This is a genomic window from Streptomyces sp. NPDC059142, assembly GCF_042755665.1.
Lineage (GTDB): Bacteria > Actinomycetota > Actinomycetes > Streptomycetales > Streptomycetaceae > Streptomyces.
Genome location: NZ_JBHZDA010000088.1, coordinates 740 through 10,773, shown reverse-complemented (window position 1 = coordinate 10,773; position 10,034 = coordinate 740). Strand labels below are relative to the sequence as shown.

Annotated in this window: 10 protein-coding genes; 8 read left to right on the top strand and 2 right to left on the bottom strand. The window is 73.8% G+C overall.

Annotated features, from left to right (window positions below):
- The first annotated feature begins 152 nt into the window (after positions 1–152).
- The 3 genes from ACFXPK_RS25910 to dapD all read left to right on the top strand — a co-directional run bounded on the left by ACFXPK_RS25910 (position 153) and on the right by dapD (position 2,177).
- Entirely contained in the window at positions 153–473 is a 321-nt protein-coding gene (locus tag ACFXPK_RS25910; RefSeq protein WP_385079077.1) for a DMT family transporter, read from the top strand.
- Positions 473–1,021, top strand: a complete 549-nt coding sequence (locus ACFXPK_RS25905; protein ID WP_385079074.1) for a TetR/AcrR family transcriptional regulator — start codon at positions 473–475, stop codon at positions 1,019–1,021. The genes ACFXPK_RS25910 and ACFXPK_RS25905 overlap by 1 nt, the downstream gene beginning before the upstream one ends.
- 157 nt (positions 1,022–1,178) lie before the next feature.
- Entirely contained in the window at positions 1,179–2,177 is a 999-nt protein-coding gene (gene dapD, locus ACFXPK_RS25900) for a 2,3,4,5-tetrahydropyridine-2,6-dicarboxylate N-succinyltransferase (RefSeq protein WP_385005084.1), read from the top strand.
- A gap of 12 nt (positions 2,178–2,189) precedes the next feature.
- Here the strand turns inward: dapD and ACFXPK_RS25895 are convergent, their stop codons facing one another.
- Positions 2,190–3,128 carry a 4-hydroxy-tetrahydrodipicolinate synthase family protein gene (locus tag ACFXPK_RS25895; RefSeq protein ID WP_385079071.1) on the bottom strand — a complete coding sequence of 313 codons (939 nt, stop codon included), beginning with the start codon at positions 3,126–3,128 and terminating at the stop codon, positions 2,190–2,192.
- Between the two features lie 605 nt (positions 3,129–3,733).
- Here ACFXPK_RS25895 and ACFXPK_RS25890 point away from each other — a divergent pair.
- From ACFXPK_RS25890 to ACFXPK_RS25880, 3 genes are all read left to right on the top strand, one after another.
- Positions 3,734–4,315: an SMI1/KNR4 family protein gene (locus tag ACFXPK_RS25890; RefSeq protein ID WP_385005080.1), complete on the top strand. Its 582-nt coding sequence runs from the start codon at positions 3,734–3,736 to the stop codon at positions 4,313–4,315.
- 215 nt (positions 4,316–4,530) lie between these two features.
- Complete coding sequence (locus ACFXPK_RS25885; protein WP_385079067.1) at positions 4,531–5,259, top strand: antibiotic biosynthesis monooxygenase; 729 nt, start codon at positions 4,531–4,533, stop codon at positions 5,257–5,259.
- Between the two features lie 161 nt (positions 5,260–5,420).
- Positions 5,421–6,932 carry a hypothetical protein gene (locus tag ACFXPK_RS25880; protein WP_385079064.1) on the top strand — a complete coding sequence of 504 codons (1,512 nt, stop codon included), beginning with the start codon at positions 5,421–5,423 and terminating at the stop codon, positions 6,930–6,932.
- 212 nt (positions 6,933–7,144) lie between these two features.
- Here ACFXPK_RS25880 and ACFXPK_RS25875 read toward each other — a convergent pair whose 3' ends face one another.
- A complete protein-coding gene (locus ACFXPK_RS25875; protein WP_385005074.1) occupies positions 7,145–7,924 on the bottom strand; it encodes an SDR family NAD(P)-dependent oxidoreductase in 780 nt (259 codons plus the stop codon).
- 194 nt (positions 7,925–8,118) lie between these two features.
- Here ACFXPK_RS25875 and ACFXPK_RS25870 point away from each other — a divergent pair, with 194 nt between their 5' ends.
- Both ACFXPK_RS25870 and ACFXPK_RS25865 read left to right on the top strand, forming a co-directional pair.
- Positions 8,119–9,537, top strand: a complete 1,419-nt coding sequence (locus tag ACFXPK_RS25870) for an alkaline phosphatase PhoX (RefSeq protein ID WP_385079061.1) — start codon at positions 8,119–8,121, stop codon at positions 9,535–9,537.
- Between the two features lie 162 nt (positions 9,538–9,699).
- Entirely contained in the window at positions 9,700–9,927 is a 228-nt protein-coding gene (locus tag ACFXPK_RS25865) for a hypothetical protein (protein WP_078490871.1), read from the top strand.
- Positions 9,928–10,034: the final 107 nt, after the last annotated feature.

The following is a 10,034-nucleotide window of genomic DNA, read 5'->3' as shown; positions in this document are numbered from 1 at the left end:
TGTATACGACACTGGCTCTCATCTAACCCCCCAGCCGGTTGTGATCCGCCACCCCCCCGCCCGCCCCCCCCGCAACCCCGGGGGGGCCCCTTCCGCTTTCTGTGCGCGCAGGATGCGTACGGCCGTACGCAACCATGTGTACACTCGTACGCATGGGATATGGACTACTGGCCGTGGCGATCGCGGCAGAGGTGGGCGCGACCACCGCCATGAAGTACAGCGAGGGCTTCACCCGACTCTGGCCCTCGGTGCTGACCGTGACGGGATACCTGGTCGCCTTCGCCTTCCTCTCGCAGACCCTCAAGACGCTCTCCGTCGGAACGGCGTACGCGATCTGGGCCGGGGCCGGCACGGCGCTCGTCGCCGCCATCGGGATGATCTTCCTCGACGAGTCCGCGGACCTGCTCAAGCTGCTGGGGATCGCCCTGGTGATCGCGGGCGTCGTGGTGCTCAACCTCGGAGGGGCCCACTGATGACCCGCCGCTACGACCCCGAACGCCGCCAGCGCATCATCGACGCCGCGCTACGGGTGGTCGGACGCGCCGGTATCGCGGGGCTGAGCCACCGCACGGTCGCCGCCGAGGCCGATGTGCCGCTCGGCTCCACCACGTACCACTTCGCCTCGCTGGACGAACTGCTCGTCGCCGCGCTCCGGCAGGCCAACGAGGGGTTCGCGGACGTCGTGCGCAGGAGCGGCGCGCTCACCGACCCCGCGTGCGACATCCCCGCCGAACTGGCCCGGATCACCGGGGAATGGCTGGCGGGGGACCGCACGGGCGTGGAGCTGGAGTACGAGCTGTACCTCGCCGCCCTGCGCAGGCCCGCGCTGCGCCCGGTCGCCGCGGAGTGGTGCGGCGCGCTCGTCGGGAGCCTGTCGGCGCGCATCGACCCCGTCACCGCGCGGGCGCTGGTCGCGCTGCTGGACGGGATCTGCCTCCAGGTACTGCTGACGGACGGGGTGTACGACGAGGAGTACGCGCGGCTGGCGCTGGCCCGGCTGATCCCGCCCGCCGCGGGGTGACGGGTCCCCCCGGCCCCCGCGCTCACCGACGAGCCAGGACCGGGCGGCTCCGAGGGCGACCGGCCGGGCCGGGCGCGCCGGTGACCGGGGGCGGCGCGGTCGCCCGGCACCTGAGACCGGTTGGCCCGGGCGGCGTCGAAAACGTTAGGTTCTGTCCATGACCGACACGTCTTCCCAAGGTTCCCCCCGTTCCTCCGGCGCCGTCGCCGCCGGCCTCGCCACCCTCGCGGCGGACGGCACCGTCCTCGACACCTGGTTCCCCGCCCCCGCGCTCGCCGCGGAGCCCGGCCCGGCCGGCACCGAGCGGCTCTCCACCGAGCGCGCCGTGGAACTGCTCGGTGACGGCGCGGCGAAAGCCGTCGGGCCCGACGCCCGGCGCGGGGTCGAGATCGTGGCGGTCCGTACGGTCATCGCCTCCCTCGACGACAAGCCGCTGGACACGCACGACGTCTACCTGCGGCTCCACCTCCTCAGCCACCGGCTGGTCCAGCCGCACGGCCAGAGCCTGGACGGCATCTTCGGGCTGCTCGCCAACGTCGCCTGGACCTCGCTCGGCCCGGTCGCCGTGGACGCGCTGGAGACCGTACGGCTCAACGCCCGCGCCGAGGGGCTGCACCTCCAGGTGACCTCGGTCGACAAGTTCCCGAGGATGACGGACTACGTGGCCCCGGCCGGTGTGCGGATCGCCGACGCCGACCGCGTCCGCCTGGGCGCGCACCTCGCCGCGGGCACCACCGTCATGCACGAGGGCTTCGTCAACTTCAACGCGGGCACCCTCGGCACCTCCATGGTCGAGGGCCGTATCTCCGCGGGCGTCGTCGTCGGCGACGGCTCCGACATCGGCGGCGGCGCCTCCACCATGGGCACGCTCTCCGGGGGCGGCAAGGAACGCATCGTCATCGGCGAGCGCTGCCTGGTCGGCGCGGAGGCGGGCATCGGCATCGCCCTCGGCGACGAGTGCGTCGTGGAGGCCGGTCTCTACGTCACGGCCGGCACGCGCATCACCCTGCCGGACGGCCAGATCGTCAAGGCACGCGAGCTGTCCGGCGCCGGCAACATCCTCTTCCGCCGCAACTCGGTCACCGGCGCCGTCGAGGCCCGCCCGAACAACGCGGTCTGGGGCGGCCTCAACGAGGTGCTCCACAGCCACAACTGACGCACCCCCGCTTCACCGCACGGCGGCGCCCATCAGCTCGCCGTACACCTCCAGCAGCCCGTCGACCGCCCCGCGGCCGGCGGGCCGCAGCGGTTCACGGACCGTCCCGCCCGGCAGCCCGAGCCGCCCGAGCAGCGCCTTCGCGCTCACCGCGCCGGGCAGCCCGGACGCCATCATCGCCTCGGCCAGCGGCAGCACGCGCTGGTGCGCCCGTACGGACCCGGCGCGCCCGTCCGTGCCGTACGCGCCGTCCGCCGGGGAGTCCGCGCCCCGGTCGTACGCGTCCAGTACGGCACGCAGCGGGCCGGGCGCGACATTGGCGACCGTACTGACGAAACCCGCGCCCCCGACCGCGTACAGCGGAAGGTTCAGCTCCTCACAGCCGGAGTAGTAGGCGAGCGAGGTGCGGGCGATCACCTTCGAGCTGCCCGCCAGGTCGTACGCGCAGTCCTTCACGGCGGCCACGCGCGGGTGCGCCGCGAGCCGGATCAGCGTCGCCGGCTCGATCCGGGTACCGGTGCGCGCGGGGATGTCGTACAGCATCAGCGGGACACCCACCGCGTCCGCGATCCGCAGGAAGTGCGCCTCGACGTCCGCCTGCGGCGGGCGGCTGTAGTACGGCGTGACCACCAGCAGGCCGTGCGCTCCCGCGTGTTCGGCCGCGCGCGCCAGCGCGAGCGTGTGACGGGTGTCCGCGCTGCCGACGCCCGCCACGATGTGCGCCCGGTCGCCGACCTCCGCGCACACGGCCTCGACCAGAACGGTCTTCTCGGCGTCCGTCGTGGTGGGGGATTCGCCGGAGGTCCCGTTCAGCACGAGGCCGTCGCATCCCTCGTCCACGAGGTGGCGCGCGAGGGTGCGCGCGCCGTCCACGTCCAACTCCCCGGAGGGGGCGAAGGGGGTGACCATGGCGCACAGGGCCCGTCCGAAGGGGCGGAGTGATGTCGTCATGCCCGGAGTCTCCGCCCGCCGGACTGTGAAGGTCCACTTAGATCTGCTTCGGGTGAATGAGAAGCAACGCTGAAGGGTCCGGTGGGGCTCCCGTCTGGCATGATCGGCAAAGGTTCCGCAGCCCGTACCAGCAGCCCGCGCCGTCTGCTCGTGCCGGCGGTTCGGGGGTGGGGCCGTACGGGGGAGGGGGATCGTTCGGTGTGCGCGTGGCGCGGGGGCGGGGTGCCGGAGGGTCGGGCCGGTCGGTCCGGGCGGCGGCTCTATCGCGTCAATGGTGGCCCCGGGGCCGCGTTCGGTGTGCGCGGGCGTGGCGTGTGGGGTGGGTGCGCGCCGGTGTGCGGACGGGGCCGTACCACCGCGCCCACCTGCCGGAACATCTCCGCCGGTGGAGCCGCGGAGCGCCCCCGGTGTGAACAGGACGCCGTGGCCTGGTCTCGCACCCTCGCACGTACACATGTGTACGCGCGGGCGGAAGGGGGCCATATCGTACGGCTCAGTGACGAAGGCGCCCCCGACACCAGCGTGCCGGAGAGTGCTCCGGGGTAGCAGGGGTCGGAGTGTCAGTGGGTGCTGGTCCAATGAGGGACATGGAGGGCATGGAGAGCATGAACACCGAATACGCCGACCGGGGCGGAGCCGACCGGGGCGAACTCGACGCGCTGCGCGCGGCCTTCCCGCCGGAGCGGCGGCTGCCGCCGCTGGGCTGGGAGGCGGTGCGGGCCTTCGAACGTGAGCAGGGCGTCGTCCTGCCCGAGCCGTACCGGACGATGATCGCGGAGATGTGCGACGGCTGCACGGAGGGGCCCGCCGACATCGACGGGCTGATACCGGTGGCCGCGCTGCCGGAGGACTGGGGCTGCGACCAGACGCAGCGGGTTCTCGCCAAGCCGTTCCCCCTCACCGAGGCGTGGGTGTGGGAGGACGACCCCCGGCCGTACGAGGAGATAGAGCCGCTCATCGACGAGGTCAGCAACCACGGCAGCGTGGTGCTGGGCACGGACGGCTGCGGCATGTACTGGCATCTCGTCGTCACGGGCGCGGAGCGCGGCCGGATCTGGAACATCAGCGATGTCGGGGCGGCGCCGTTCGGCGCGGCGTTCGGCCACCCGGCGGCCGGGGCGGGCTTCGCCGGCTGGGTGGCGCACTGGGCCACCACGCGCAGGCCGTGGTTCGACGTCGTGGTCTGACGGCGTCGGCACGGGAAGGGACACACAGGGGGACACGGGGAGAACGGGGACACGGGGTGACGAGGTATCGCGCCACGGGGTGACGGCGACGCGAGGGCGCGCGAGGCGGGGGCTCGGGACGACGCCCCGGCCCGGGGTTGACCTCAACCGCGCTTCATCTTCGAGCATGGTGGCCGTGGGCGCACCGCGGGGGTGTGCCGCGACGAGGAGCCATCATGTCCGTACGGTTGAGCACACTCCCTGATGTCACGCGCCCCGACGTGGGCGTCGTCACGGTCAGCACCTGGCGCGTCGGCACCTTCGAACGGCAGCGGGAGACGGTCGAGGCCATCACCCATGTCTGGCGGAGCAGAGCGTGGCCGGACGGCGGCCTGCTCTCGTACTCCGTCCTCACCGGTAACGACGGGGAGACGCTGCTCCACTACGCGCAGTGGCGCGACCGGGCCGCCTACGAGGCGTTCGCCGCCACGGGCCGGGACGAACGCGTCGCCGAGATCGACGCCGCCGTGCCCGGCATCGAGCGGGTGGGGCTGCGCCCGTACACCCTCTACCGCGCCGAAGGGCTGACGGCACAGCCGGACGGAACGCCTCCGGTGCCCGGCTGTGTCGTGATCGTCGACGTGGAGTTCGAGGGCCCCGACCCCGCGCGCGGGCGCGACTGGGCGGACACCGTCCTCCAGGCGATCGAGACCGATCCTGATCCGGCGCCGGGCGGGATCTCCGCCTTCTTCCACGTCTCCACGGACGGCACCCGGGTCCTCAACCTCGCCGGATGGGAGAGCGAACAGGCCCATGCCGACGCCGTCGCGGCACGCGGCCACGGCATCGGCTCGGACACGGAACAGTGGCGGGCCGTACGGCACCACCCGGGCGTGAAGAGCAGCACCGTCACCCGTTGGACGCCCGCCATCAGCCTGTCCTCCGCGAGCGACGCCGCGGGCTGACACGGACCGCGGGCGGTGACGGCGACCACACCGCCGCCGCCCGGCCAAGACGGCCACGGGGGACGGCGGTTGTCGGGTACATGAACCGGGTGGGAAGGGCCCAAAAGCGTCTACGCTGGGGAGCCCTTCGGATGTCCGTACCCCACAAGGAGACCCACCCGATGCCCGCAGACCACCCCACCCTGCCGCCGGTACGGCTGCTCCCGGACGCCGAACTGGCCCGGGACGCGCTCGCCGCGCCGCTGCTCGCCCGAGCCGTACGCCTCGCCCGCTGGGCGGGCCCGGAGACCCGGGTGAGCGCCGGGGGTGAACTGGTCGACGAGCAACTGCCCGCCGCGGCGCTGCAGCTCGGCCTCGGCGACGAGATGTCGGAGGGCGACGGCGAGGCGTACGCGAGCGAGGCGTGGCGCGTCGCGGTCGACACGGGGCTCGTGGACGTCGAGGACCCCGACGACCTCGAAGAGACCCGCGACGGCGCGCAACCGGCCGCCGACGGCGCGCACCCGGCCGGCGAGGAGGAGGCCACGGGCGGCGTCACCACCGGCGAGCAGCTCGCCCTGGTCACGTCCGGCTCTCCGCAGGACGTCCTCTCCCTCTGGCTGGACGCCCTGGACGTCACCTTCGCGGACGCCACCGTGCCCGTGCTCGACGATCTCTCGGCGGCCATCGGCGACGACGGCGAGATCGACTTCGAGTCGCTCGACTGGGACCCCGAGGAGGAGGCGGAATTCCTCGAAGGCGTCCTCGGCAACCTCTACCTGCTCACCGTCGCGGAGGGCGGCGGCACGGACACCGCCGTGCCGCTGCCCGTCCTCGCCGCGTCGATGATCGTCCCCGACGATATGGGCGAGCCCACCGACGACATCCTGGAGCAGGTGTCCGAGGCGATGATGCGCCTCGACGAGCAGTTCCGGGTGCTGGAGCCGATCGGGCTCGTCTCGTACGTACCGGTCGACGAGGCCCTGATGGTGGAGGACACCGATCCGGAGCCGCCGGTCGACGAGGACGACGTCTCCCGGTACGGCATGGTCCGGCTGACGCCGCTCGGGCTCTACGGGATCAGGTCCCGGATGCTGGAGGCGGGCGTCACCGCGCCCGTCGTCGGTGAACTCGCCGACAAGGACGCCCACGCGCTCCTCGACGGCATCGCCCACTTCCCCGAGCCGGCGGCCCGCGCCGAGACGGAGCAGTGGCTCGCGGGCCGCGCGCCCCTCGACGCCGTACGCGAACTGCTCGCCGCCGCACGGGGCAGGGACGCGGGGGCGCCGCTGCGCCGCCTCCAGTGCCAGCAGGCGCTCTCCCTCGTCGGCGCGGAGGCCGAGGCGGCCGTGCGGGAGGTGCTGGACGACGCGGAACTGGGCGGTCTGGCGCGGGTCTGGCTCGCGGAGCTGGGCGCCGGGGCGGTACCGCCGCCGCCCGAGTCGATGATCTTCTGGCTGGCCGTCGACACGATCGCCGCGCAACTCGACGCGGAGGGCGAGCCGGACGAGTTGCAGGAGCTGGTGGAGGGGCTGGTGGGGCAGCACAGCGGGTTCTTCGAGGCGGCGTGGCGGGTGGACCACCCGGCGACGGCGGAGGTCCTGGAGGCGATGGGCCGGCTGCACCGGGACCGGGCCGTGGCGAAGGACGCGCGCAAGGCGGCGTTCAAGGCGCGCTCACGCGGGGGCAACTGACGCGCGCGGGGGACACCTGAGAGGCCGCGCCACGCGGCGCCGACGGGCCCTCCCCGGGGCCCGGCCTGGGGGGCCCGGCCTGGGGGCCCGGGGCCTCCGGTGGATCACCGGGCCCGGGTGCCCCGGGCCTTCCGGACGGGGCATCCGGCACCGGGGCCCCGGGGCCGGATGCGCGGCGGTGCGTCCCGGCCGTGCGCGCCCGCCGGGCCCGCTCACCGGAGGTGCGACGCCCCGTTCAGGTCCAGGACCGCGCCCGACGACCACTCCGCGCCCGGTGACGCCAGCCAGCGCACCGCCTCCGCGATCTCGTCCGCCGAGGCCACCCGGCCGTACGGGCTCTGGGCGCGGATCCGCTCGCCCTCCTCGCCCGCCAGCCGGGACGCCACCCGCTCCGTGTCGAAGAAGCCCGGCGCCACCGACGCGACGCCGATGCCGTACGGGGCCAGGGAGACCGCGAGGGACTGCCCCAGGGCGTGCACCGCGGCCTTCGTGGCTCCGTACGCCGGGTGGTCGGGCTCGCCGCGGAAGGCGCCCCGAGAGCCGATGTTGACGATCCGGCCGGCCGCGGCGCGGGCGATCATGTTGTGAGCGGCGCGGTGGCTGAGCAGCGCCGTCGCCATGAGGTTGACGGAGAGATGGTGCTGCCAGGCCGCCGTCCACGCGTCGTAGCCCGTCGTGGGCAGGGGGTGGGCCGCGTTCACCGCCGCGTTGTTGACGAGGACGTCGATCCCGCCGAGCGCGTCCGCGGCCTCGTCGGCGACGCGCGCCGCCTCCGCCGGGTCCGAGAGATCGCCGCCGACCAGCACATGGCCCGTCCCCGGCAGGGACTCCAGGGTGGCGCGGGCGTCGGCGGAGCGGCTGCCGTAGTGGACGGCGACCCGGTCGCCCTGGGCGGCGAAGGCCCGGCAGACGGCGCGGCCGAGGCCACGGGACGCGCCGCTGACGAGCACGCCGCGCCCGGAGGCCGCGAGCTTTCCCGTGGGGAGATTCATGGAGGGGCGCCTTTCGACGTCGGACGGAGTTCAGCCGCCGTTCAGGCACGCGCGGCAGCCTGGGGAGCGTACCTCCGCACCTTTCCGCCGGTTCTCCGCTCCCCGCCGTACCCGTACCCGTACCCGTACCGGCGCCCGCACCCGTACGCGTCTCCGTACCGTCCCGGTCCCTCCTTCCGCCCCCAGGAGCCTCCATGCCGCTGACCCGCAGGGAATTCACCGGAAGATCGGCGCTCACCGGCGCCGGACTCGTCCTCACCGGCGCCGCGGGGGCGCTCGCGACGGCGCCCGGCGCCCTCGCCGCCGACGACGGCCCCGAGGTGGCGTCGGGACCCGCACCCGAGCCGGGGTACGGGCCGCTCGTCGCCGACCCGCGCGGCATGCTCGCGCTGCCCGCCGGGTTCACGTACCGGGTCATCACCCACAGCGGGGTCACCCGGCTGGAGACCGGCGAGTACACGCCCTCGAACCACGACGGCACCGCCACCTTCGAAGGCAGCCGCGGGGTCACTCTGCTCGTCAACAACCACGAGCTGAAGGGCCCCAGGTCCGACTGGGCCCACCCCGTACCGCTCACCGAGGGCCTGGTCTACGACCCGGCCGCGGCCGGCGGCTGCACGGTCGTGGAGACCCGCCCCGACGGCCGGACCGCCGAGTGGGTCGGCATCGCCGGTACGTCGACCAACTGCGCCGGCGGACGCACCCCCTGGGGCACCTGGCTGACCTGCGAGGAGAACACCGACCGCGCGGGTGAGAACGGGATGACCAGGGACCACGGCTATGTCTTCGAGGTCGACCCGTACGACCGGCGCGCCAACCGGGACCCGCGCCCCGTCAAGGCGCTCGGCCGCTACGACCACGAGGCCGTCGTCATCGACCCCCGTACCGGGTACGCGTATCTGACCGAGGACGCCTCCGGCCCCAACGGCCTCTTCTACCGGTGGATCCCGCCACACGGCTTCAAGCACGGACGCGGCCAGTTCGCCCGGCTCGCCGACGACGCGGGCGCCCTCCAGGCGCCGCGCTGCTTCGACGCGGGCGGCTCGTTCGTCGACGACCTCTCGCGCGCCACACGGATCGGCACGGTCTACGGCGTCGACTGGGTGGACGTACCCGAACGGGACGCGCGGACCGTCGAGGTACGGGAGCAGTTCGGCCCCGGGGATGTCACCCGGGCCAGGAAGCTGGAGGGCATGTGGTGGGGGGACGGCGGCGCGTACATCGTCTCCTCGTACGCCCGTGCCGAGAGCCCCGGCACTCCGCACGACGGCCAGGTGTGGTTCTACCACCCCCGGCGGCGCACGCTCACCCTCAAGGTGCTGCTCGGCGTCAACGCCGACCCCACGGAGGACGGCTCCTTCGACGGGCCCGACAACATCACTGTCTCGCCGTACGGCGGTCTGGTCATCGCGGAGGACGGCCAGGGGCTCCAGCACCTCTTCGGCGCGACGGAGCGCGGACGGACCTACCCCATCGCCCGCAACGACCTCAACGACAGCGAGTTCACCGGGGTCGTCTTCTCGCCCGACGGCCGTACGCTTTTCGCCAATATCCAGGAACCGGGGATCATGCTGGCCGTCACCGGCCCGTGGCGGCGCACACCGCGCCGCTGACACCGTTCCCGACGAGGAGCGCGAGGGCGCCGGGTGGGGAGTGCGGGGGGAGTGAATGGGGGCGCGAAAAAGGGGCGCATACGGCTGTGGCACGGGTGGTCCGGGCGCTCTTCCGCGGCCGGGCATGGCGCGGCGGGGCCCCTTGGGCGCATACTCCAAGTAATGACAAAGTCAGCCGGATCCCGGCGCCACCTGCCGTCCAGTCCCTTCAACCGCCAGGCCCCGGCCTCACCCCCGCCCGAGCAGTTCGATGTGGGGGACCGGGTCTCCCACGACCAGTTCGGGTTGGGAAGAGTCATCGGAGTCGAGGGCGAACACGCAGTGCTCATTGATTTCTCGGGTCGACAGGGGCGGATCCTGAGCCCCTTCGCCAAGCTCACCAAGCTCTGAGGCCCGCCCCGGCCCCCCGGGCCCCCCCGGCCCTCACGGCCCCGGGGGGGCCCGGGGGGTCGCGGTGGCCCCCCCCCCCACGGGGGGGGACCCCGGCGGGGGGGAGC

What these genes read in the sequence shown, in the direction of transcription:
- ACFXPK_RS25910 (WP_385079077.1), top strand. Translation starts at nt 153, where the DNA reads ATGGGATATGGACTACTGGCCGTGGCGATCGCGGCAGAGGTGGGCGCG.
- ACFXPK_RS25905 (WP_385079074.1), top strand. Translation starts at nt 473, where the DNA reads ATGACCCGCCGCTACGACCCCGAACGCCGCCAGCGCATCATCGACGCC.
- dapD (WP_385005084.1), top strand. Translation starts at nt 1,179, where the DNA reads ATGACCGACACGTCTTCCCAAGGTTCCCCCCGTTCCTCCGGCGCCGTC.
- ACFXPK_RS25895 (WP_385079071.1), bottom strand. Translation starts at nt 3,128, where the DNA reads ATGACGACATCACTCCGCCCCTTCGGACGGGCCCTGTGCGCCATGGTC.
- ACFXPK_RS25890 (WP_385005080.1), top strand. Translation starts at nt 3,734, where the DNA reads ATGAACACCGAATACGCCGACCGGGGCGGAGCCGACCGGGGCGAACTC.
- ACFXPK_RS25885 (WP_385079067.1), top strand. Translation starts at nt 4,531, where the DNA reads ATGTCCGTACGGTTGAGCACACTCCCTGATGTCACGCGCCCCGACGTG.
- ACFXPK_RS25880 (WP_385079064.1), top strand. Translation starts at nt 5,421, where the DNA reads ATGCCCGCAGACCACCCCACCCTGCCGCCGGTACGGCTGCTCCCGGAC.
- ACFXPK_RS25875 (WP_385005074.1), bottom strand. Translation starts at nt 7,924, where the DNA reads ATGAATCTCCCCACGGGAAAGCTCGCGGCCTCCGGGCGCGGCGTGCTC.
- ACFXPK_RS25870 (WP_385079061.1), top strand. Translation starts at nt 8,119, where the DNA reads ATGCCGCTGACCCGCAGGGAATTCACCGGAAGATCGGCGCTCACCGGC.
- ACFXPK_RS25865 (WP_078490871.1), top strand. Translation starts at nt 9,700, where the DNA reads ATGACAAAGTCAGCCGGATCCCGGCGCCACCTGCCGTCCAGTCCCTTC.